The organism is Xylanibacter oryzae DSM 17970 (assembly GCF_000585355.1).
Classification (GTDB): Bacteria; Bacteroidota; Bacteroidia; order Bacteroidales; family Bacteroidaceae; genus Prevotella; species Prevotella oryzae.
The window spans coordinates 1,277,413-1,300,684 of sequence record NZ_KK073873.1; the positions used below are offsets into that span (position 1 = coordinate 1,277,413).

Below are 23,272 nucleotides of genomic sequence, written 5' to 3' on the forward strand. Positions count from 1 at the left end.
TTATATATTTTTCCATGCTACCAAAGCAGTATTGCCATTAGATAATTGTTCTACTCTTTTGATCCATTTATACTCCGATTCAGCTTTTGATTTTAAAAAGGTGTCATTTGTATTTGTCAGTGATAAACATGAATTCACGATCCACCATTTATTATAAATTCCTGCCCGTTGTAAGTCTTTTTGCAGACGCTCTGCTTCAAATACAGGAGTAGCTTCAGGCAATGTAACAATGATTATCTCCGTTTCATCCGAATTGCGCAACCGTGGTAACAGGTTTTTTACTGAATCAGGGATATCCCCTTCTGTACGTTGTACCTCTTTATGATAACTTTCTGTCGCATCTAGCAATAGTAGAGTGTGACCTGTCGGTGCTGTGTCTATAACTACCGTTTCGTCTTTTGCCCTATCCACTATTTCCGCAAACGCTCTGAAAACAGCAATTTCTTGTGTACAGGGTGAACGTAAATCTTCTTCTATATACGCCATATCTTCTGGCATAACGCTTTGTACGGCCTTATTGCGCACCTCATTTTTATAAGATTCCAACACTTCTGTTTCATCTATCCGACTTACTGTGATACCTGCTTGCATAACAAGATTATAATTCAGATGATTAGCCGGGTCGGTTGTGGCAAGATGCACTTTCTTCCCCATCTTTTTTAATTTAAGAGCTATTTCGGTAGCTAAAGTAGTTTTACCCACACCACCTTTTCCCATCGTAAAGATAACTCGTTTTCCCGATGTATATAAGTCATTGACCAGTTCATCTATATCTTTGGTTTGTGTAATTCTTTTATAAGTTGTACTATCTGTAAAGTTATCATAAGATAACATATGACGGATATTCGTAATATCAGATAAATTATATGACCGCAGAGGAACATAATAAGATGGATATTTCAATAATTCTTCGGGTAAATTCTTTATTGCGAGCTGTTGCCGCTCGTATATTTGTTTAGATACTTCATCTGTTTGATCCACTTTTTCCAATATCCCATTTATAACAAGTAACTGGTTCTTAATTCCAAGTAATTGCAATTCATGCGAAGAGCGCATAGCCTCTTTAAAAGGCAAAGCATCCGGACGACTTACCAAGATCAATCGTGTTGCATTGGCATCCGAAAGTGCTTCGACAGCCTTTTTGTAAATGTCCTTACGCTCTTCCAGGCCTGATAATTGTCCAAGGCAAGACGCCCCGTGGGTACTTTCACTGATAAACGTACTCCATGCAGATGGCAACTGGAGCATACGTAAAGTATGTCCGGTAGGAGCTGTATCAAAAATAATATGATCAAATTCTTTTGCTTTCCCTGCATCGGTAATGAAATCAGAAAACTGATTGAAAGCTGCGATTTCCACAGTGCATGATCCTGACAATTGCTCTTCCATGTTCTTAATGACACTTTCGGGCAATTTGTCTCTATATGGACCGATAACACTTTCTCTATATTCCGCTGCTGCTTGTTCTGGGTCAAGGTTAACTACAACGAGCCCCGGAACCTCCTTTATGATTGTACCATGACCATTTAGGGTTTGGTTAAAGACATCTTGCAAATTTGAAGCAGGGTCAGTGCTAATAAGCAATATCTTTTTACCTATATCCGCTAAACCGACAGCTGTGGCACAAGCAAGAGAAGTTTTGCCTACGCCTCCTTTTCCTGTAAAGAAAAGATATTTCGTTAAGTTTATATCCGATATATTATATTTTTCCATTGTTCTCTTATTATTTAGTAATAGGTATAAATTCTAGGTTGACGCCTGTCCAATCACTCATTTCTTTAGTTGTTGGATATACCTTTGTCACAGCTATATCACCATCCACAAGAGTTATTGGCAAAACTTCCGCCCCATATTGTTTCAGATAGTCGTTAATTGTCTTGTTGCTTACATATGCTTGAGGTTCATCTCGCAAGTTATGACGGGTTACGGTGATGCCTCTTTTCTTTAGATTATCTATTACGACTGCAATCCTCATTAAATCAGGATTGATATTTGTTCCACAAAGCCCTGTAGGACAACACATAGCAGGGTCGAATATTTCTATCTTTTTCATTATTATATGAATTATAAGTTAAATACAATAAAATAGTAAATGCCTACCGCAATGAACAGGATAGCGACAATCATATTAAACCATTTCTGGAACACCTTCATCCTGTTATAGAACTTGCCAACTCCCGCCATGCTGTAGGCAAGCAGCCACGCTACAAGTATCACAGGCAGTCCGGTGCCAAAAGCAAACACGATAGGCAACAGATATCCACCGGTAGCTTGAGCCGACATCGGTATCAACATTCCGAAGTAAAGTACACCGCTCGTAGGACAGAAAGCCATTGCGAAGAGCATGCCCAGAAGCAGGCTTCCCCATACGCCCTTCAACTTATCCGACTTTACATTTCCGGAGAACCCGAACTTGGGAAGTCGCAGTTTATTGCCAAACAACATGAACAGTCCGATGAGCAACATAGCCGGAGCGATTAGTATTTCTCCCCACTGGCTCACTCCTTTCTGGATAGAAAACATATCGGCACCACTCCTTAGTATATAGATCAATATCGCTCCCAGTACCGAATAGGCAATGATACGCCCTACCGTGTATAGAATGCCATTCCAGAAGATACGCTGTTTGCTCTCTATGTCGTGCCCGATAAAGCCAACTGCAGTTATATTAGTTGCCAGCGGACAGGGACTGATAGCCGTGAGCAATCCCAAGACAAAAGCGGTAAGTACAGGAATATTGCTGTTGTCTAATATATGTTGTAAGAAATCCATCATCGTTTTATGCTATTTTAATAGCTTACTGATCTTGTTTTTTAATCCGCTCTTAAAAGCAGGTGTATTCGTACGGGCATTTTCAAAACCGAAAGTGGTCATATCGTTTCTTACCTCTTTGCCGTTCTGCCATCTGTTCACGTACAACGACGACCAGGTTACGTGATATCTGTCAGCCAGTTTCTCTCCCTGTGGAGTTGAAATATCTATTTCCTTAAACTTTACCGCCCCACTCTTCACCTGAGCTGCAAAATCCTTGTTTACTACTTCTTTAGAATACGTTCCTACTGCTATACAAGTAGGACAACGTTGCTTGCTGTGAAAATACAAAACTTCCACCGTAGCGTTGTTTGATTTTACCACCTTCTTTGTTTGTGCATTTACAGCTGTAAGGCAAATCAGTCCCAATAGAGACATTATAATAACACGTTTCATACCTTTTATTTGTTTGTAGTTAATATGTTTCTTATTTCACTCTCAGTAATACGTCCCTTGGCTACAACTTTGCCGTCTATCACCAATGCCGGAAGCGACATTACATTATACTCCATTATCTTTTGCAGGTCTTCTTCTTTTACCAACACGGCATTAATATCCATGTCTTTCATCACTTTCTCTACATTGGCATACAGTGCTTTGCAGTTGCTGCAACCTGTTCCTAAAACTTTTATTTCCATAATTAATAATTTGTTTATAATGTTTCATTCAATGTTTTCTATAATCGTAGTTCGCAAAACAACGATCATTCAATACATAAAAAAAAGAGCTACTTCAACAGCAATTCTCTTTTTTACATATACACTGTCCTACAAACTCACCGAAAAGTTCCTGAGCAATTTTCCAGTTCTCTTTGTTGATACAATATTTCACCTTTGGAGTTTCTATTTCGCCCTGTATCAGTCCGGCGTTTTTAAGTTCCTTAAGATGTTGCGAAACGGTAGCTTTGGCGATTGGCAGTTCTTCATGTATGTCACCGAAGTAGCATGTTTCCTGCTTTGCCAGAAACTGCATAATGGCGATTCTTGCCGGATGCCCTAAGGCTTTGGCAAAACGAGCAAGTTGTTCTTGCTTTACCGTATAATTTTTATCGTTTTCCATCTTTTCTTTAAATATTGTTCGCAAACTTACGAACAATATTTTTATTTTGCAAATTTATCTGCAATAATTTACGATATTTAACTAATAAGTTTATTTTCTTTCGTAAGTGATATGCGTTCATTTTCTTTTGTGAGTACAAAAGAAAACCGAACCAAAAGAAAAAACGCAAACACGCTGCGAAGCTACTCCGCTCTGTCATTCAGCTAAAACGAAGAACTCGCTACGCTCAGACATGCTTCGTTTTTTAACGCTTCATTCGGTCGCTCCCGTTTAACGCTTCTACGCTATCGTTTGCAGGCTTACGCACTGTTATCGCTTGCGCTGCTTATCTCCGCAAGCGTTCCAGTGCGCTGCTTCTATTCCTCCTTGAAAGATTTAAGGAGGTGTCACGAAGTGACGGAGAATGTGAATCAAATAAGGATATATCATCTTTATTCAATATTGGTTGGGTCCGCTTTCTATTCACATACCCCGCCCTAAAGGGTACCCCTTTAAATCTTTCAAAGGGGAAGAGCCACAGGCGCTGCGTTCACCGCAGCACCTTAGACAATCACAATGACCCTCTGATGGGTCATTGTACCCTAATGTACAAGCGCCGGAGGGCGCGCTATAAGTCTCTTCCTCTAAAGGGAGAGATTTAGAGTGAGTTACAGCCCCTCTTAGGCAAGAGGGGTCTTGGGGTGTTGTGAAAGAACTAACCGAATGGAAAACATTTGAGATGTCGAGAAAACGACAACCCGAATGGCAAAAAAATGAGAAATCGTGAAAAGAAAAACGAATGGAAAAACCATTGTGGTGTTGCAAAAAACGCCACAACCCCCTATTTTACCATTCTGTCAAAGACACTTTATCTTTGAACATAGGAGCTATTTCTATGTTTTCTGTATTGACATCCTTCTTATCCAACAAGAACTTATCGATGAAAGCCTCAACCTCAGGGTACTGCTCTTTAGGCAACTGACAATGGGGATGACCACCCCTTATAGAATATCCTATTCTATCCGAAATGCCAAACTTTGTCCAAACCTTCTTCGCCGCATTTATAGATACGTATGCTGATTCATCAGACAGCCATTTGTAATCCGTATTACCCAACACCAATAAGGCACGTGGGCAAATCATCGCCAACAGTTCATGATGATCGTACGGCAACTTATATACGTTATCACCTCCAAACGAAGTCTTCATACTCTGCTTAAACCAATTATAATCCGTCTTATCAATATTTTCCACACCATCCTTGGTCTGCGACACACGCCATGCCGCTGCACCACCACCTCCGGGCTCCTGCGCTATAGTAAGAGCAATACGCTCGTCAAAAGCAGAACAGAACAGCGTCATCTTTCCGGCATAAGAACAACCGGTCAGTCCGATATGCTTCATATCTATCTTCGTCTTTTCAGCTCCGAGCATCTGCAGTCCATCTATCAATCGGCTTAATCCCCAAGCCCATTCACTGTAAGCACCATTATCCTTCAATTCAGGGTATAGTTTGTCGAAGGCATAATTTCCACGTCCGGCAGGCTTGCCAAACTGCGAGTAGTTGTTCACCTGAGCCTCATTAAATTCCATCGTAGCAATAGGCCTACCCTCAAATAGTTCCTTTGGCAGCGACAGATGACTTGTACCTATCATCAGTGCGTATGGAGCTTTCCCCACCTTAGGGTAACGGATAAATGATTTCAGTCTAATGGTATGAGTGTTTACAGTTACATCTACAAACAGGGTGTCACCTATCATATATGGATTGATGCAGCTTTTATCTACAGTTGGTTTCTCTCCTATCTCATAATGCTGAATCATTTGTGATATTTCCTCTCGCCGGTTAGCCCAGTCGGCAAAGTTTTTGACCTCCCCCTTACCGTTAGCCCATGCCAGAGGATTGGGCAACCTCCGTATAACAGGCAGTTGTTCAGGATTTAACCATTTAAGGGGAGCTTTGCCGGTAACTGTATTCTCACTGTGATACACAAATGGAGGAATCACCTTCTTAGCGTTAACATTCAGACTTGTAGCAGCCAACATCAATGCCATCAATAATGTCTTTTTCTTGGTAATAGTCATAATCATAGATTTTATATCTTAACAAATATGCTACAAAATTACAAAAAAAACGAATACGTTATCCTTATTTATTGTATCATTAACGTTCTGTTATTTATCATCTATACCGGAACCCATACTATTAATGCTTTTCAGGAGAATATGATTGATTATCAATGCTCATCTTTATTACGATGCAATTAGAGGCATGTATATAAATTCATTAAAAAAAATACATTTTTTGTTTGCATTTATTAAAAAATGTATTTACCTTTGTGGCATATTATTAATAAAATAAATCTAATACAATGAAGAAAACCATTTTAACGTTACTAATTGTGCTTTGCCCAGTCTTCACTTTTGCAAGCGGTTACACACATGTAACATCAACTAAGAGTATGAATGTATCCGAAAAAAATGATAGTGCTGTACATGTTTTTGATACTGCTGAACAGATGCCTTCTTTTCCGGGTGGCAATCAAGCGCTGCTCAATTATTTATACCGTAATATAAGATACCCTGAAGCAGCTGTATCGCAAGGTAAACAAGGGCGCGTAATAGTAAGCTTTATTGTAGAAAGCGATGGCAGTATCACTGAGGCATCTATTAAACAGTCTGTTTATCCGTCTTTAGACAAAGAGGCATTAAGACTTATAAATAAGATGCCGAAATGGATTCCCGGTAAGATTAATGGTCAAAATGTGAGAGTTTGTTTCTCTCTCCCTGTAGAATTTAGATTAAATTCAGAAATACAAAGGCAATAACAGCGATGATCATGAAAAAAACCATTTTAATCTTACTAATTATGCTTTGCCCTGTCTTTGCCTTTGCTGGCGATTACATATCTTTAGGATCTACAAAGCCTATCAACTCATGCGAAAAGAATGATAGCGATGTGCATATTTTTGATGCTATTGAAAAAATGGCATCTTTCCCCGGTGGCAATCAAGCACTGATAACTTATTTAAACAGCAGTATAGTATATCCGCATGCAGCTGAATTGATGGGTATACAAGGCTGTGTAAAAGTATTTTTTTTCATAGAAGAGGATGGCCGTATCACTAACGCATCCGTTGATAAACCTATTGATCCGGATTTAGACAGAGAAGCATTAAGAGTTATAAAGAATATGCCGAAATGGAGCCCTGCTATGATGAGTAATGGTCGAAAAGTAAGAATTCGTATGTCTATTCCTATCACATTTAGATTACATCCAGGAAACATAAGCAATTTCAGCGATTACGGTAATGATAAACCAGTTGAACAGATACCGTCTTTTCCCGGTGGCAATGCAGCACTAGAGTCTTACTTAAGCAAAAACATAAAATATCCATCAGAAACTGAGGATAAATGCGTAGAAGGGCGCGTAATAGTAACATTTCTTGTACAAAAGGATGGCAGTGTCAATAACGCATTCGTTGTAAAGTCAGTATCTCCTTATTGGGACAAAGAGGCACTAAGAGTTATTAATAATATGCCAAAATGGATTCCGGCTAAGAGTAATGGCGAAAATGTGGCTGTTCTTTATAATGTTCCTGTAACATTCAAAAGATAGTAATAAAAAAATAATAATATCATGAAAAAAACCATTTTAACTTTACTAATTATGCTTTGCCCTGTCTTTACTTTTGCAGGCGATTACATATTAGTGAAATCAACTAATAGTATGGATGTATACGCTAACAATGACATAACTGAAAATAATGGTACATACAGAGTTTGGGTAAAGTACACATATAGAAATACAAAGGCAGGCATAGCAGAAAAGGAGAAAGCAATTAAGCAATCAAAAAGATACGGATTATCATATTTTTTATATTTAAGGGAATACAATTTGAAAAAGAAACAGTGTCGGAATCTTGCTACATATGTTTATAGCAAGGATGATGACTTAATTAATAGTGAAACAAATAGATTCTATGAATTTGAATATATTATTCCAAATTCAGTTGATGAAGCAGTATTAGACTTCATTAAAGGTCAACTTAACGAAAAAGTATCTTCTCAACAAAACAACGATAGCGATAACCATGTTTTTGATGTTGTAGAGCAGATGCCTTCTTTTCCGGGTGGCAATGGAGCACTGATGGATTATATAAGCAAAAACATTAAATACCCGACAGAATCTGATGCACAAGGCCGAGTAATAGTAACTTTTATTGTAGAAAAGGATGGAAGCATTACTAACGCCAAAGTTACGAGATCAGTTGATCCGGCTTTCGACAAAGAGGCACTAAGAGTTATAAATAGCATGCCAAAATGGATTCCCGGTAAGCAAAATGGCCAAAATGTAAGAGTCCGTTATACAGTTCCTGTAACGTTCAGATTGCAGTAATTATCTTATGTTCAGCAGATTCTTTAAAAGAAAAACTATTTATTATTTAATTATACTTTTAATTACTCTATTCCAGAATTCCCATGAATAACCTGCAGACGGACTAAGTACTGCAAACACCTTAATTTCATTATTGTTCTCAAACTTATACGAACCATTCCTTATAGTTTCACCATCAATTGTTAACTCATCACCTTCAGACCAGTATAACTCTGGAAGAAATCTAAACAGACGATACCCACATACAATGATGTAGTCAGGTTTAAATATTTCCAGGACATAAAAGAATTGATCTTTAACCTTTTTATAATATTCATATTCAGGGTCCATTCTTGAATGGCTAAAAGGCACCTGTAGATAATTATACAACATTATATGATCCCATATTTTAGGGCTATCATCCCAATTAGTTTCCTTCCCTAACAAAGATCGTTCAAATTTTGTATAACCATTCATCCATATTTCACGGTCTTCTTTTTTATTAAGATGATCACAAACTGCATGTCTTGTTAACTGAGAACATTTATCTAGTCCTTTACAACCTTTAAAACACTCACCATCATGGCCACAAGTTTCCTCATTAGTACTCCAATGATTATATTCGCCAAGTGCTAATATCTTTTTACCTTTGTGATTTTCATCACAAAAAATAAATTTATCTTTTTCATATTTTATACCATAGAAATAATTTTTACCTACCCATGGTAAGAACAATACTTTCTTTTCGATTAATTTCTCATCATATTTCGTTCTCGTTAGAGAATCATCATATTCTTTTTCCATTAATTTCAACTTTTAAAGGTCAGACGCAAATATAACAAAAAAGTTGAAACAATAGCATATTCATAACAAAAACATTTATTTTTAGGTCAAAGGATAACAGAAATGATAAATTTCAGTCTTTAAAAAAACAACAAAAACTATAGTACTCCCCATTTTTAGACCAAGAGGCTTTAAGAGTAGTAAATAGCATGCCAAAATGGATTCCCGGTAAACGTAATGGCCAAAATGTAAGAGTCCGTTATACAGTTCCTGTAACGTTCAGATTGCAGTAATTACTTTATTAGATACAAACTCAAACCTATAATTTGAGTTTGTACTTTTTATTGATGTGTAACTATAAGTCTTCTTATTTTTCAGAATTAAAAATTAGGCTTTTATTATCATCTATACTCACATTAAAATCAATTGTCTTCTTCAAGTCAGAAAATAAAGACTCTCTTTATAATCTTTCTTATAAAGATCCTCCCAATATAAAAATTTAACATCAGAGAAAAACTTGTATTTCTTTTAATGGTTCCTGGTAAAGGAACTTTTATTCATTCTTCTTTATAATTTCCAAGACTTTTTCTAATTCCTTTCCTCTTTTTGTTTTGATGTCTGGTTCTACTCCATGTTTTTCAACTCGATATCCGTTATAAGAAACAAAATCATAAGAAGGAATAATTAAAGCTATGTCTTTATCTAATTTAGCAAAGCTCATATACAAAAGTCTTCCTATTGTCTTTTCACCAACAACTTTTGCTAAATGATGCTCCTTGGCACTAATCGCTAAGGCTTCGCATGCACTGCCTGTCTTATTATTAACAAGAATATATGTCTGTCCTTTAAAACAATTTTTTGTGCCTTCACTTGAAATATAAAATCCATATTTTAATTTGTAATCTTTATGGAAATCTTTTATCAAGTCAAAATATTTTATATCATTTTTATCCGGTAGTCTATTAAATTCTTCATACCATGTCCTTTTTGGGAAAAAGCCGTTTATTATTTCTTTATCCGTTAAAAAATTACCTACCAAGAATGCCGGTTCGATAGTGCCACCGGGATTATCTCTTAAATCTATTATCAGATTCTTATATGATTTTTGCCTGATAGAATCTAACAGAGGTTTTAGAACTTTTGTTTCTTCACTTGCAAAACTGTTAATTTTCAGTACAGCTGTATTTTTGTCAATTTCCTTTAAGGAAGAATTTCCTATTCTGTCAGTTGTAGTCGTTGTGTCATTTTTAACTATATAATAGTGTGATAAACCAAGCCCGCGTATAGAAGCCATAAAGCCTATTTGAAATTCAAAATCATCATAAGTTTTCGTTGCATCATGAACAAATTTCTGTTTGAATTTATTCCATTCTTTTGATTGTATAATCTTTGTATCATAAATGCTGTCTTCTGTCAATTTAATAACATCATTAGCTAACTTCACATAATCTTTCTTTATATAATTCGTTATTTTAACGCCTTTATAGCTTTTCATAAGTTTGTTATTATCAAATATTGAATAACAAATGGAATCTCCTTTAATATCCCCGATTACCTTATGATAATTGTATAAAGCATAATAATCGCCCTCAAATTTTCCATTTTCTAATTTAGCATTAAACCTGATAATTTCTGGATATTTGATTTTCGTTAATGCTTTCACTACTGTATATTGCACTTTTGAGATGTAATCCAATAGCGCTTTCTCTCTTGTATAGCCGTTAATAATATTCCCGTTAATATCTACATTTATAACAAAATTAAGACCTTCTTTATCTTTAATAAAGTATTGTGTTTGAGAATACGAGGGAAGTGCATTAACTAAAAGTATCATTAATATAAGGGATAATTTCATGGTACTTAAGTTTCTCAAAACTTGTGATAAGCGATTTTTTGTAAGTTTCATATTTTATAACTGAATTAAAACGGATAATACAATTGCGTAATAATCATGCTTGTTATTTCCAACGAGTCCATTGGCATTTTTATCGGATTCCCTTCCAGTGGAAGAAGATTTTACAAAGTTAATAAAATATTTAATACTTACGCAGTTTTTTCGTGAAAACTGATTTTTTCGATTGTCAGTAGCATTTGTGTGTATTAAATGTTTGCTTTAATTGTTACCTCTGTGAGTAGAGAGGTTTCCTTTGCACTTAACTCCTTTAGCGTTTTGATTAGAGTAAATAATTAAATTAGATACAAACTCAAACCTATAATTTGAGTTTGTATATTTTATTGACTAACTATAAAGATTATTATTTAGGATTAAAAATTAGGCTTATCTTGTCTTTCCCATTAAACTTAATAACATCACTCAAATATGGAGATAAAGAATCTTTTTCACAAAGATCCTCCCAATATAAAAATTTAACATCAGAGAAAAATTCGTATTCCTTTAATTGTTCTTTTTGTTTGGGAATTATAGCTAAAAACTTAAAACTATTACAAGTCTTAATAATTTCAGATAACTTCTTAACAACGACATTATCACCTAGTTTCCTGGGATTATCACTGACCTTTATTAATCGCCCTAATTTATTTACTTCAGATTCTTTTATTAATTGAAGATAACATTTTTTTAATCCCAACTGAAAGAAAAGGTTTGAAGCGTGATTTTTGTCATTGTTTTCATTTTTCAGATAGCGATCGAATTTTCGATATTCATTGTTTATGTTATAGCGCTTTCCATTGCTGACTTTCGCCTCAACAAAAAAAGCTGTTTTCTTTTTGTTATCATCAGTTGCTATAATTGTTAAGTCAGGACTTCCAAACTCAGACAAAGAGAATTCCATATAAAAGTCAAACTTTTGATAGTTAGTCTTTGTCTCATTTGTACTTTCAGCATTGATAATTGCTTCAATAGCTGCACGTTGTTTTTTCTCATCTTTTTCATAAGTGATACCATAAAAAAGAGCGTTCATCACTCCCCTTTCTGAATATCCAAGGATATTAACATTATTCATTTTTGTTGGTTTTAAGGTTATGTAATATAAATATATGAGTTGTATCTATTTATTTACAAAGATATAATTATCTTATGTTCAGCAGATTCTTTAAACTTAAAACTATTTATTATTTAATGATACTTTTGATAACTTTATTCCAATGGTCCCAAGAATAACCTGCAGACGGATTAAGTACTGCATACATCTTAAATTCATTATTATTCTCAAGCTTATACGAACCATTCTTTATAGTTTCACCATCAATTTTTAACTTATCACCTTCTGACCAACAAGAATCAGGTAGGAAATTGTACAGACGATGCCCACATGCAATGATGTAATCAGGCTTAAATATTTTCAGAACATAAAAGAATTGTTCTTTAAACTCTTTATAATCTTCATTTTTAGGATTCATTCTTGCATGACTAAAAGGCACCTGTAAATAATTATACAACATTATATGATCCCATATTTTAGAGCTGTCATCCCAAGTAGTTTCAGATCCTATCAAAGATCGTTCAAACTTTGTATAAGCATTCATCCATTTTTTACGTGATACATTTATATTAAGATGATCACAAACTGCATGTCTTGTTATCTGAGAACATTTATCTAGTCCTTTACAACCGTTAAAACACTCACCATCATGGCCACAAGTTTCTTCATTAGTACTCCAATGATTATATTCGCCAAGTGCTAATATCTTTTTACCTTTGTGATTTTCATCACCATAAAAAAGTATTCCTTCTTTATTATACCCTATACCATAGGAATAATTTTTGCCTACCCATGGTAAAAATAATACTTCTTTTTCAATTAGTTTTTCATCATCTTTCGTTCTCGTTAGAGAATCATCATATTCGTTTTCCATTAATTTTAAATTTTTAAGATTAGACGCAAAGATAACAAAAAAGTCAAAACAATAGCATATTCGTAACAAAAACATTCATTTTTTAGGTCAAAAAATAACAGAAATGATAAATTTTAGTCTTTTTACAAACAAAGAAGACATCAGTTACTATTATTTGCAGATACCATTACAGGCATTACTTTTATTTTCTCTCATCACAGAACCATATCTTCAGTATTCCTTTAAATCTTTCAAATAAGAACAACTTTTCTCCCCTATGCGCTTAGGGGTGTACGGCGAAACTGGGAGAGATATAAACAACACGGTATTATATCTGTGAAGTTCAGATATAAAAAAAGCACGTGTGAAATTACTTCCACACGTGCCACTTGATAAAAGTTCTTTTCTTATAATGAAGCAGAAGCGAGTTCCGCACTCATCCGCTTTATTGCCGCCTGTATTTTATCCTTTGTCCTTTCTCCTACAAATGCACTTCCAACTTTGTACTGGCGCATCTTACTCTCATTGATCCCCGCTGCCTTGGCAAACTTGCTAATATTTATCCAATCGAAGAAATTAAAGAATGCCGCCAGATCGTACTTATAGGATATTGTAATGGTCTTGTACGATTGAGAAAGTTCACCATGCTCTTTTACATACTCGTTCTGAGCCTCTTTGATGACCGACTGCAAATCAGCCTTAGCCTCTTCTACGCTGTCACCAAAGCCACCCAGACAGAAATCACCAATCTCTTCATTGCTGATAATGGCATATTTTCCGTCAGCTCCTTTTTCAATAATAGCCGTCACTTTCATATTCTCAATATTTAAGTTAAATATCAAAGTCCCTATCGTTTAATCAGTATCAGAAAGCAAGAGGGATTAAATCCCCGCTTGCCGTTTGATAGGCACAAAGGTAACAATTTCGCAACTATAAACAAAATATAATAGTAACGATTTTGCAACTTTAACATTATATAAACCTGTTGGCAGAACTAAATTGTATATCAATCTTTTGTTGAGTAAATTTTTATTTACGGCTTTGATGTTCTTCTTTCATTAAAACAATAAGCGTATCGCATTTATATGCCTTACAGTTTTAAGAAAAATAATCTATCACCTTATTTTAAAAGGTCTTTTTAGTGGACCTGACATAAAGAATAATAGGTTTGTCTCTTATGGTAATCCTAATCTAAATAAGGTGAACAAAATGCTTTAAACTTATTAATAATATCTATTTGTGACATACTTTCCTCTGGATATATACTATTAGCATTATTTAAAGCATAAGTCCAAATCCATTCCATGGCAAATCCTATTAATGCATCATTCATGTTTTCCCCTAAAAAGATATCACGATATTCATTACGCTCCAAGAGGATACGGTAGTAATAGCCTTTATCATCTTTATAGACATCGTTAAATTTGATCTCTATTTCTGGAACCGATATATTATATCCTGGTATCTTTGCCAACTTTTTGTTGGTATCTTCTAAGAATCTCTCTTTTTCTTTTTCCGTAAACTTATACATAATTATAAAATCAAGTAATGTTATAATTATGTACAGGACGTGGGGTAAACTCGGAAAGACCAAGCATATATTGCATATAAGGATTTTCACTGATAGCCTGAATCGTTTCACGGTCGGAAAGGTTCATCTTATGTTTTATCAACAAGGCACGTATAATGATACGCGCTGACTTATTACCGACTCCACCATGTTTGTTATTAAGACGATTATTGTAAATTTGCTCAATCTTATCCCAAGGAAGAGAATCGCCTAGTTTTACCCAACGATTGTCTTTGGGTAGTCCTTCCAAAGAGGTCCAGGATAAATCCAATACTAGTTGTTTATGTTGAGAACTATACTTCATTTTCTGCTTTTTAACACCTAAAGGTACGACTTTTTCTGTAATATAGCAAATAATAAGACACTTAATTTATTAATAATCAGTTAAATATAATTATTCAGCAAACCCTATTTAATCCCATATATTTTCATAAATATCTTTGTAATCATTTAATGGTATAATTTCAAAGCCCATATTTTTTAGGAAGAAAAATTTCCCTTCATTCTTTTTGTCTTTCATTTCACTATCTGTAGTAACGTACCATCCATTATATTTTCGGTTTGGAAATTTTGTGTAATAGATAGCTCTTTGAATTAATAACCATCTTAAAGGTATTTCATTTTCTTCTAGTGCAAGTCCAAAAATGAATAAGTTCTTATTGAAGATCAAATGTAGCCATGTGTTTCTCCCTATCCAATTGGACGTATTTTTCCCATTATAATTTTCATTAGATTCGACATTGTTTCCTTGAATCATTTTTCTTGCCTTTACAACTGTTGCCATATATTGATTTAATCCAAGTTTAATACTTTGTGGATACTTAATAGTTCCATTTATATTCCATACTCCAAACCCATCAGGAATATGATATTGTTGTTCTAAACCAAAATATCCAGACCAAGGATGAATTGTTGAGAAATTTGACTTGCCGATTCTATAATAATTTAAGTTAAGACAGTCATTTAATACATAATCATAATTTGTTGTAAGTATTGGAATATTAAGACAGTGAATTCTCTCTGTAATTTTAAAATGATGATTATCAGGCTTTAGCTTCATCATTAAATCCGCGATTTTATATTGGAGTCCCTTCATTCTCTCCCTCTCAAAATCTTGTATTTTTTGAAATAGCTCACTCCCTTTTGCGAACTCTTTATAAATTGGATTTTGAAAGTTATAAGGAATTTCTATCATATTCTTATTTAAGACATCTTCACCTGTTTTAGATCTAGACCTATAAATCTCGTTTAAATCATTTATATTACCCGGTAATTTCATAAATGTATCATTTATTTTCATATTATTATCTAATAATCTTAGAGAAGATAAATTCCGAAAAATATCATTGGAATGCATCTCTATTATATCATAAAATTCTGTAAACGATATACCATCAGGAATCTTTTCAATTTTTTCATGTTCATTTCCATTCCAAAAAATCTTCAACAAATATTCCCATGACCAGTTTTTATTATTGTTATATCGATGAATTCCATTTCCTATAACAAATGCCATATCAGATGAATTTTCTGATATTATACTTTTTATTTTATCTATATTTATTTGAGACAGATCCACTGACTTCATTTTTGATTTATTCATAAAATTCTAATAGTCTTTTTTAATCCTTTCAAAAGATGTGATTTTGCTAATTAATGTAGCTTTTTCATCTTTAGTAATAGCACATCCGAATATTACAGGAGAGTTTTCTATAAACCGAACTAAACTAACTATCTCCTTATCTTTATTGACAATAATATGCTTTATTAATTCATTTATGTCTTTATAATATTTTCCATCAATATAATTATCTTCAGATTCTTCGATTTCTTTATTCCATATCTCATAGTTGGAACTGAAAAATTCTTTTGATATATCCCATTCCCAATTTGTTTCATTATGTAATTCATCCCAAATAATGATACGCCATTCACGTTCATCATAATTACATACTTCATTTCCATGCTCATTAATATATGAATATGGCTTTGTAAAGCCTAAAAGTGTAGAAGTATAGAAATCTTTATTTACAATATGATCAAATTTCTTTATGTATTCTGCATCCTCATAAATTGCTTTCATATTTCCCTCTTGAATAAGTTGTTTATAATGCTCATCCTTTGACATGTTGATTATTTCTTCACATCTTAAATCAAAAGTATTCATATTCAAGAAATACTTCATCATTCCATAATGATTATTAGAAGAAATATAATTTATTGGATTAAGCGTCTGTTTATAAACACTAATTAAATTTTCTTTATCCAATCCTATAGCATAACTTCCATATTTTTTCTTATGTTGCTCTGCTCGTAATATTGGTATATCACAAAAACAAACCATCGGAATGGCTACTCCTGATTTATTTGCATCAGTTGAGACAATAGAATTAGCATCATCTAAATTGAATTCATTATAAAGTGATTCATAAGAGTATGAATATCTCAATCCAGTTTTTATAATGCTTTTCAAAACTGAGAATTTTTTTGTATAATGGAATAAAGACGTAGAATTTATATTATATGTAGACCTATTCATATTTAATAATCTATTTTAAATGCTTTACTAGAAAGCCATTCGGCATGTTCACTGTTAACAAGCTTTTCTCTTCTTAAATTAGAAAGAAGCCCCCACTTTTCCACTAATACTTTTAGCTCGCCTAAATTTGTATCAAAGACACAAAAATAGAATAACCATCTTAATGAATTCTCTAGTAGACGGCTTGTAATATATTTCATATATTTTGCTTTCGTAGTATAATCAAATGTACTTTCATCAACATATTTAACAACAGTGAGTAATGTTTGAAAATATGTATTAAAATCAGATGTCAGATTCCATATTCTAGTGAGAAAAATAGAACTAACGATTTCCTTATTATTTATATCTTCATTTGTTCTTAGCCTTTTTTTTATACATCTAACATCATTATCTTTACCATCAAAATATAATTCAATATGTAAATCTTCACAAAAATATTCCCATAATTCTTTGAGGGCTTCTGTACCGTAAATAGGATTTTCATTTCCGAATCTTACATTCTTCAAGGTAGCCTTTAATTCATCTAATAAATTAAATAGCGTATTCTCAAAATTTTGTTTCTCTAAATTTTGAATTTGTTCTTTATTATTCTTTAAAGTAATAAATGTTGCTATTGCCATTGCTGCTGTTGCAAAGGCTCCAATATATGTGGCAAGAAAGGATAACCAATCATTATTTTTACCAACTATATATTTTTGTATCCAATCACTATCAATATTTAAATTGATAATGATACCGATTACAATAGGAATCATTATAAAGGTTGTTCCTATTATACATATCCACAACCAATATTTCTTAATAAATATATTCATCCAAATTCTCCTTTCAAATATTAATTTCTTCATTTATTTCGAATTTTAGCCTCAATTCCATCTCTTCATCAAAATAAGAAGCAATATCTGACATATTTCCAATATGAATCTTCAAAGGCATATTTTGTGGGTAATCTACTAATATGCGAAACTCATTTTGTGACTCATATTTTTTACGTTTCATAAAAGGAGTAACAAGACCTTTATATGTATTTTCGTCATAATAGCTTACTCGGCCCTTTTGGTATTTGAGATTATTTCTTTTTAATTCTCGCTCAACTCTTTTTATGAATTCATCGAGATTGATTATTACGACAGAACAGGCAACGCCCTTGTCTACAAAACCATTATAGTTTGATGTGTTAATGATAACCGAATTATCTTCTTTATTGATATTTTTTAGTACGTATTCATCGCTCATCGACCATAAACAATATAAATTTTGCCGTAAATCTGGAATATGTATTTGAACATTACCAGATGGAGCTGTTAATAAGGTTTGGTCATTAATTTGTAATTTAAAGTTTATTATTTGGTCAACCTGTACAACATCTTCCCAAGAATCACCTATCTCTTTGTTTTCTACTTTCGTATAAGAATCGACTGTATTTAAGAAAAGTTCTCCTTCCTCAAATAAATTCTTCATCCATTTCTTCTCGCCAAATTTTATAAACAAGGAATAATGTGTTATATTCTTTTCCATAAATTTATCGTTTACAATTTGTACCATTTGCTTTTTTACTCAATCAATGTTATTTATTGATCCCATCTGTAGCCTTAAATTTATTATTTCTCGTAGTATGATTGAACAATAAAAGGCAAAGCAACTCACGGTCTATCTTGAGTATATAGGGTCTGCTGAATAATTATATTTAACTGATTATTAATAAATTAAGTGTCTTATTATTTGCTATATTGCAGAAAAAATTGTACCCTTTAGGTGTTAAAAAGCAGAAAATGAAGTATAGTTCTCAACATAAACAGCTAGTATTGGATTTATCCTGGACCTCCTTGGAAGGACTACCCAAAGACAATCGTTAGGTAAAACTAGGCGATTCTCTTCCTTGGGATAAGATTGAGCAAATTTACAATAATCGTCTTAATAACAAACATGGTGGAGCCGGTAATAAGTCAGCGCGTATCATTATAGGTGCCTTGTTGATAAAACATAAGATGAATCTTTCCGGCCGTGAAACGATTCAGGCTATCAGTGAAAATCCTTATATGCAATATATGCTTGGTCTTTCCGAGTTTACACCACGTCCTGTACATAATTATAACATTACTTGATTTTATAATTAAACCCATAGTAATCATTTGATGGAACAACATAAGAAGGTATAGCCCCTACATTAATTTGAAATTGTAAACCACCACCTGATGTTCTGAAATATAACATGATCTTATTTCATCTTTTTCATTAAAACAATAAGCCTGTCACATTTATATGCCTTGCAGTTTTTCTTCTTATTATCAAATAGTAAGGAGTAGTAGATATGGCCATCCTTTAACGATTTAACGACCTTAAAACAATGCGTGGGCACTAGACCGCCTTTGTAATCACAACCGCCACAAATCACTACTAGACTGTCTGTCTGAGATAACATCCGTACGCTGTCTTCGTAGCACTCCCATATGCCTCGGTTTAGATTTTTGGTCATCGGCACGGCATTGTAATATCTAAAGGTGCTTTCTTCAAGCTCCCAACTATAGGCAAAGTCTTGGGCCGGGCAGAGGTGCCCTCTGTCGTAAGCAGTTCCTGCATAATGGAAGTGTACATGGGGTATGGTAAATCGCATGCCTTTGCGCGGTATGTTACCCCCACCCTTATACAGTTTGTAGACTACATAACTAGGCCCTGTAAGGTGCTTGTTATAATACGATGTATAGCATTTCTCTTTGTATATCGTATCGTACGATTCGATATTCTGAGAGATGGCGTTCTGAATGCATACAGACAGTAATACGATGAGTAACGCTGTGTGCAAGTGGATAGACTTTGCTATCCACTTAATCCGGTGATCAACTGATTTTGATGTTTTCATTTTTCATCCTCCTCTTTTGGTTCTATATAAAAAGATTCTTCTTGTACGATTTCAATTCCACACTGAGTTATCAGTTCTTTGATGTCCTTGTTATCTTTGTCTGCAAGTATCTTGTCTTTTGCCACTTCTTCCTTGGTTCGGATGTAGTTGTGCATACGGTCTTTTACGAGTTCGAGGATTGACTTCCATGTAAAACCTTTTGCTGATTTTAGTTTAGGATTGCCTAAGCGGAAACCTATTGTGCCATGCAATAGGTTCATGGATTTCTTTTCACCACAAAAGTAAATATTTTTATTCTCTTCTGCAAATTTTTGAAGACTAAATTTTATTTCTTCAATTTTTGTTTTCTTTTGGTCTAGTTTGAACTCGTATTGTTTTCTGATCTCTGTGAGTTGCATTTCCAGTTCGGCCATGTAACCGTTGTACTGGTTTACGGTTAGGACGTAATCTGAAAGCAGATTTTCTGCTTTAAAGCGTAAATCTGTTTCTTCACTTTTTAGTTTTGTTCCTCTTTTTCTTGTCATTCTTTTTATTGGTTTTAAGTTTATTATTACTGTTTATTTGCCGGGTGTTTTCATCACATCCCTCCCGGCTTTGCCGTACTCCCTCAAATCTTCGAGGGAGAATAAAATCACTTTTTCTAAGGGGATTTTTTATAAATAAATGTCACTTTACCACTTGCCCTGTGTTTATGCAGCTTTCACGTGGTATGAAATACCACAAAACACCACTGTGCTACCACTCTAAAATCAATATTTAATTTGATTTTACGTAATATACTGATCCGTAATTCATCTTTTTGTGCTTGAAACTCTGACGCATCAAGTACCGACCTAATTTCTGATAGTTCGATTTGTCTTCTTTCAGACTCTTGTACTTCAGGTGCAAGTTATGCAGAATGGTACTCACCATCAAGTATTCGCCATTCTCACCATGCTTGGGCTTGCGGTACACCTCGTTGAAGACCTCCTGCATGATGTCGTACTGCTCAAAGTCACGATTCTGGAGCTGGATGGCGCTCTCCTCTTCACTATCAAACCAACTCTTTACGCCTTGCTGCAGCTCTGCCTTGAGCTGCGCATAGATCTGTGGATAATCGTAGGGCGTACGGGTGTCTATCTTGGCCGTGGTACGGATACACATATATCTTCGCGAACCTGAGGGATCGGTCAGAGGAGTCATGTCGTTGGTCGTGGCTATGAAGGCGGAGTGGCGGGTATTATCTGTGATTACAGATGAGTAAAGTTGGCGGCTCATCACCGATGTCTTCTGCAAGATGTGCTTCAAGAATGCCGTCTGGCGCTTGGTGATGCTGTCGTACTCATCTATGTTTATCAGACAGAAGCGGCTCAAGGCCCTCTCTGCATCATTCTTATTGGCAAAGTCAAGACGATCTGTATAATAATTACGTAGCTCTTCAGGCAGAAGAAGTTTGCAAAACGTCGACTTGCCGTCGCCCTGGGCACCAATGATGAGAGGCACCATTGCGTTACCGTGTATCTTGTTCAGACCCATCCATTGAGCCACCATGCCGAGCATCCATGTATGGAAGTTTCGCTCCCAGTCTGCATTGGCTGTTGGCACCCTTCTTGCCAGTTCGCTAACACGATCCTTACCATCCCAATCCGGCAGAGCACCGAGATAGTCGTGTACCGGGTCATAATCGTTGATGTAGGTGGATTCTACAAAACGCTTTACGTCTTTATCCCAAATTACGATGCCCTCCATCAAGGCATCTATCACGATGCGGTTGGTGGCTTCTTTGGTCAGCGCCGACCAGTCGAACATATACATGCCCTCTTCGATATATTCCAGTTGGTTGGTAATGCTGTTTCGTCTGAATTTATATCTTCGTTTGAGGAAATCACGCAGCTGTGCCATCTCGATAGATGGTTCGGGAATAGCTGAATCACTGCCTATTTTGCCTACATTATAGATGTTGTTGAAACACCCGCGCACTAGCATTTCGTAGTCACTGTAAGGGGTGATATGGAGCACGCGTTTCACGGCAAACTCCTGCGACAAACCGTTCTTCATGCATTCGTGGGCAAGGGCCATTATAAAGAGATCCAAGTCATTACTGCCATCCGACTTTCCAAAAGAACGTATGGTATTGCGGTAGCAATACTGAAATTTGGTCTGCGCCATCTGATAATCATCATATCCTGGCAGCGACTTGTCGGCATACGATAACTCATTATTTACGAACAACTTATGCAGTCTGGTTGAACCATTGATTATACTATTGGTCAGCGACGACTGCGGTTGCTCAAGCACTATTGGCAGAGCCTTTACATTGAGATATACATCAGCATCTGTACCAATCCGGCAACCGCGTTCGATGCGTGGGGATTTGCGTTCAGGTTCAACACCCAGTTGGGCGGTATAAAACTTTGATGCGATATAGTATGCATGCTGATGATAATAGATAGAATTATTTCCATAAGGGGTATCGGTTGATTCAAATTGTGGTAAGGTGCCATCGGGCTGTGTGAAAGTCACGATGATCTTCACAGAGCGTCCGCTGCTGCCTGTAAAGCACATCAGTGTCTGCGGCAGTAATGATGCCGCCTTCTTTATCGCATCATTCTGCACCTCATCATGGGTCTTGAAACTGAGCATCACATAACCCGTGTATTTGCCTTCGTCGGAGATCGTGAACCGTGCTATCGGCAGTTTATCGGCATCTTCGATGTTGGCGCTACGTTCCAGATTGACACCTGAGCGTAGTCTCCACTGCAGGTTGTTGCATTGTTTGGTGTATTTGCCTGAATGCAACAGCTCGAAGAGTTCATCGAGCGAAACGCCTTTCGTCTTGCGTTCGCCCTTACATAAATAGTCTAATCTTATTCCCATTTTCAGTCTACATTCGTCTTTATTTTCAAAAGCATAGCTCTTATTTTCAAGAAGATAGCGATCACTTTCGGGATGATAGCTATCACGTTGTCAAGAGATAGCTCCCATGGTTTAAGAGCTATGCTTTTGAGGTGTCGGGGGATAGCTTTCACCCGGTCGAGAGATAACTCCCATAGTTCAAGAGCTATGCTTTTGAGATTTATGAGGATAACTCCTGAGTGGTATTTGAGTGACGTTTTGTGGCATTTATTTCTATTTTCGTAAAATACTATCATACTGATATTGTGTTATTTAGCTTACCTAGTGGTAAAGTGGTAGTTATTTTTTATTTTTTTGTTTTGCAAAGGGCAGGGAAACCGATTTACAGTCCCCATTCCTTAGCTTTTCGTCTGTAATAAGCAGGCAACGTATAGTGTTCGTACTTGCACGTATTGCAGACTTTGCGATAGGTTCCTGTCTTCATCCGTTCAAATTCCTCGACAGGCTTGTCCTGACCGCAATATACACATACTTGATGAGTCGGGAGTGTAGCCCGATCTATAAAACTTGGTTTAGTTTTCTTGTTTCCCTTTCCTCCTTTCCGATTTTTTCATCTTTTTTCATTTGAGTTGATTTTTCTTTTTATTACTTCCTTTTTGT

At 35.2% G+C, this 23,272-nt stretch carries 25 protein-coding genes and 2 pseudogenes; 5 read left to right on the plus strand and 22 right to left on the minus strand.

The window, feature by feature from the left end; translation table 11 throughout:
• The 7 genes from arsA to XYLOR_RS05345 all read right to left on the minus strand — a co-directional run bounded on the left by arsA (position 1) and on the right by XYLOR_RS05345 (position 5,934).
• Positions 1 to 1,713, minus strand: coding sequence for an arsenical pump-driving ATPase (gene arsA / locus XYLOR_RS05315; protein WP_036877623.1), 1,713 nt, complete (start codon positions 1,711 to 1,713; stop codon positions 1 to 3).
• Between the two features lie 10 nt (positions 1,714 to 1,723).
• Entirely contained in the window at positions 1,724 to 2,053 is a 330-nt protein-coding gene (gene arsD / locus XYLOR_RS05320) for an arsenite efflux transporter metallochaperone ArsD (RefSeq protein WP_036877625.1), read from the minus strand.
• A gap of 11 nt (positions 2,054 to 2,064) precedes the next feature.
• A complete protein-coding gene (locus tag XYLOR_RS05325; RefSeq protein WP_036880739.1) occupies positions 2,065 to 2,772 on the minus strand; it encodes an aromatic aminobenezylarsenical efflux permease ArsG family transporter in 708 nt (235 codons plus the stop codon).
• Between the two features lie 12 nt (positions 2,773 to 2,784).
• Positions 2,785 to 3,207, minus strand: coding sequence for a nitrophenyl compound nitroreductase subunit ArsF family protein (locus XYLOR_RS05330; RefSeq protein WP_036877627.1), 423 nt, complete (start codon positions 3,205 to 3,207; stop codon positions 2,785 to 2,787).
• Positions 3,208 to 3,212: 5 nt separating this feature from the next.
• Entirely contained in the window at positions 3,213 to 3,449 is a 237-nt protein-coding gene (locus tag XYLOR_RS05335; protein WP_036877629.1) for a thioredoxin family protein, read from the minus strand.
• A gap of 94 nt (positions 3,450 to 3,543) precedes the next feature.
• On the minus strand, positions 3,544 to 3,870 hold the full coding sequence (locus XYLOR_RS05340; RefSeq protein WP_036877631.1) for an ArsR/SmtB family transcription factor: 327 nt from the start codon (positions 3,868 to 3,870) through the stop codon (positions 3,544 to 3,546).
• A gap of 825 nt (positions 3,871 to 4,695) precedes the next feature.
• Positions 4,696 to 5,934, minus strand: coding sequence for a glucuronyl esterase domain-containing protein (locus XYLOR_RS05345; protein WP_036880740.1), 1,239 nt, complete (start codon positions 5,932 to 5,934; stop codon positions 4,696 to 4,698).
• A gap of 287 nt (positions 5,935 to 6,221) precedes the next feature.
• Between XYLOR_RS05345 and XYLOR_RS05350 the strand changes: the two genes are divergently transcribed.
• Genes XYLOR_RS05350 through XYLOR_RS13575 form a run of 3 tightly spaced genes read left to right on the plus strand, consistent with a single transcriptional unit; the run spans position 6,222 to position 8,248 of the window.
• Complete coding sequence (locus XYLOR_RS05350) at positions 6,222 to 6,677, plus strand: energy transducer TonB (protein WP_036877633.1); 456 nt, start codon at positions 6,222 to 6,224, stop codon at positions 6,675 to 6,677.
• An 11-nt stretch (positions 6,678 to 6,688) separates the two neighbouring features.
• Complete coding sequence (locus tag XYLOR_RS14000; protein ID WP_245601952.1) at positions 6,689 to 7,468, plus strand: energy transducer TonB; 780 nt, start codon at positions 6,689 to 6,691, stop codon at positions 7,466 to 7,468.
• A gap of 21 nt (positions 7,469 to 7,489) precedes the next feature.
• Complete coding sequence (locus XYLOR_RS13575; RefSeq protein WP_084608527.1) at positions 7,490 to 8,248, plus strand: energy transducer TonB; 759 nt, start codon at positions 7,490 to 7,492, stop codon at positions 8,246 to 8,248.
• A gap of 42 nt (positions 8,249 to 8,290) precedes the next feature.
• On the opposite strand, the gene XYLOR_RS13275 is transcribed toward XYLOR_RS13575, so the two are convergent.
• Complete coding sequence (locus XYLOR_RS13275; protein ID WP_051508883.1) at positions 8,291 to 9,031, minus strand: hypothetical protein; 741 nt, start codon at positions 9,029 to 9,031, stop codon at positions 8,291 to 8,293.
• A 149-nt stretch (positions 9,032 to 9,180) separates the two neighbouring features.
• On the opposite strand from XYLOR_RS13275, the pseudogene XYLOR_RS13580 reads away from it, so the two are divergent.
• Positions 9,181 to 9,303 (plus strand): annotated as a pseudogene (locus XYLOR_RS13580) (energy transducer TonB); the annotation flags it as partial.
• A gap of 260 nt (positions 9,304 to 9,563) precedes the next feature.
• Here the strand turns inward: XYLOR_RS13580 and XYLOR_RS05370 are convergent.
• The 10 genes from XYLOR_RS05370 to XYLOR_RS05415 all read right to left on the minus strand — a co-directional run bounded on the left by XYLOR_RS05370 (position 9,564) and on the right by XYLOR_RS05415 (position 18,435).
• The gene (locus XYLOR_RS05370) at positions 9,564 to 10,916 is read right to left on the minus strand and encodes a S41 family peptidase (protein WP_084608529.1); all 1,353 of its coding nucleotides are present in this window, start codon (positions 10,914 to 10,916) and stop codon (positions 9,564 to 9,566) included.
• 349 nt (positions 10,917 to 11,265) lie between these two features.
• The gene (locus XYLOR_RS05375; protein ID WP_036877635.1) at positions 11,266 to 11,973 is read right to left on the minus strand and encodes a hypothetical protein; all 708 of its coding nucleotides are present in this window, start codon (positions 11,971 to 11,973) and stop codon (positions 11,266 to 11,268) included.
• A 109-nt stretch (positions 11,974 to 12,082) separates the two neighbouring features.
• Positions 12,083 to 12,826 (minus strand): hypothetical protein, encoded by a 744-nt coding sequence (locus XYLOR_RS05380; protein ID WP_036877636.1) that lies wholly within the window; start codon positions 12,824 to 12,826, stop codon positions 12,083 to 12,085.
• A gap of 386 nt (positions 12,827 to 13,212) precedes the next feature.
• Positions 13,213 to 13,620: a pilus assembly protein HicB gene (locus XYLOR_RS05385; protein WP_036877637.1), complete on the minus strand. Its 408-nt coding sequence runs from the start codon at positions 13,618 to 13,620 to the stop codon at positions 13,213 to 13,215.
• A 371-nt stretch (positions 13,621 to 13,991) separates the two neighbouring features.
• On the minus strand, positions 13,992 to 14,336 hold the full coding sequence (locus tag XYLOR_RS05390) for a hypothetical protein (protein ID WP_036877638.1): 345 nt from the start codon (positions 14,334 to 14,336) through the stop codon (positions 13,992 to 13,994).
• 10 nt (positions 14,337 to 14,346) lie between these two features.
• Positions 14,347 to 14,679, minus strand: coding sequence for a transposase (locus tag XYLOR_RS05395; RefSeq protein ID WP_036877639.1), 333 nt, complete (start codon positions 14,677 to 14,679; stop codon positions 14,347 to 14,349).
• A 108-nt stretch (positions 14,680 to 14,787) separates the two neighbouring features.
• Positions 14,788 to 15,978, minus strand: a complete 1,191-nt coding sequence (locus tag XYLOR_RS13280) for a hypothetical protein (RefSeq protein WP_051508884.1) — start codon at positions 15,976 to 15,978, stop codon at positions 14,788 to 14,790.
• A 6-nt stretch (positions 15,979 to 15,984) separates the two neighbouring features.
• Positions 15,985 to 16,848, minus strand: a complete 864-nt coding sequence (locus XYLOR_RS05405) for an abortive infection system antitoxin AbiGi family protein (RefSeq protein ID WP_169730553.1) — start codon at positions 16,846 to 16,848, stop codon at positions 15,985 to 15,987.
• 68 nt (positions 16,849 to 16,916) lie between these two features.
• Positions 16,917 to 17,765: a putative phage abortive infection protein gene (locus tag XYLOR_RS05410; RefSeq protein WP_036877642.1), complete on the minus strand. Its 849-nt coding sequence runs from the start codon at positions 17,763 to 17,765 to the stop codon at positions 16,917 to 16,919.
• A complete protein-coding gene (locus tag XYLOR_RS05415; protein ID WP_154655674.1) occupies positions 17,746 to 18,435 on the minus strand; it encodes a hypothetical protein in 690 nt (229 codons plus the stop codon). Before XYLOR_RS05415 ends, XYLOR_RS05410 begins: the two co-directional genes overlap by 20 nt.
• A gap of 353 nt (positions 18,436 to 18,788) precedes the next feature.
• Here XYLOR_RS05415 and XYLOR_RS14225 point away from each other — a divergent pair.
• A pseudogene (locus XYLOR_RS14225) lies at positions 18,789 to 19,022 on the plus strand (transposase); the annotation flags it as partial.
• A gap of 113 nt (positions 19,023 to 19,135) precedes the next feature.
• Here the strand turns inward: XYLOR_RS14225 and XYLOR_RS05425 are convergent.
• The 4 genes from XYLOR_RS05425 to XYLOR_RS05440 all read right to left on the minus strand — a co-directional run bounded on the left by XYLOR_RS05425 (position 19,136) and on the right by XYLOR_RS05440 (position 22,908).
• Positions 19,136 to 19,777: a DNA/RNA non-specific endonuclease gene (locus tag XYLOR_RS05425; RefSeq protein WP_036877648.1), complete on the minus strand. Its 642-nt coding sequence runs from the start codon at positions 19,775 to 19,777 to the stop codon at positions 19,136 to 19,138.
• A complete protein-coding gene (locus XYLOR_RS05430; protein ID WP_051508885.1) occupies positions 19,774 to 20,301 on the minus strand; it encodes a host-nuclease inhibitor Gam family protein in 528 nt (175 codons plus the stop codon). The genes XYLOR_RS05425 and XYLOR_RS05430 overlap by 4 nt, the downstream gene beginning before the upstream one ends.
• Positions 20,302 to 20,533: 232 nt before the next feature.
• The gene (locus tag XYLOR_RS05435; RefSeq protein WP_036877650.1) at positions 20,534 to 22,633 is read right to left on the minus strand and encodes a VapE domain-containing protein; all 2,100 of its coding nucleotides are present in this window, start codon (positions 22,631 to 22,633) and stop codon (positions 20,534 to 20,536) included.
• A 2-nt stretch (positions 22,634 to 22,635) separates the two neighbouring features.
• The gene (locus XYLOR_RS05440) at positions 22,636 to 22,908 is read right to left on the minus strand and encodes a hypothetical protein (protein ID WP_036877652.1); all 273 of its coding nucleotides are present in this window, start codon (positions 22,906 to 22,908) and stop codon (positions 22,636 to 22,638) included.
• Positions 22,909 to 23,272: the final 364 nt, after the last annotated feature.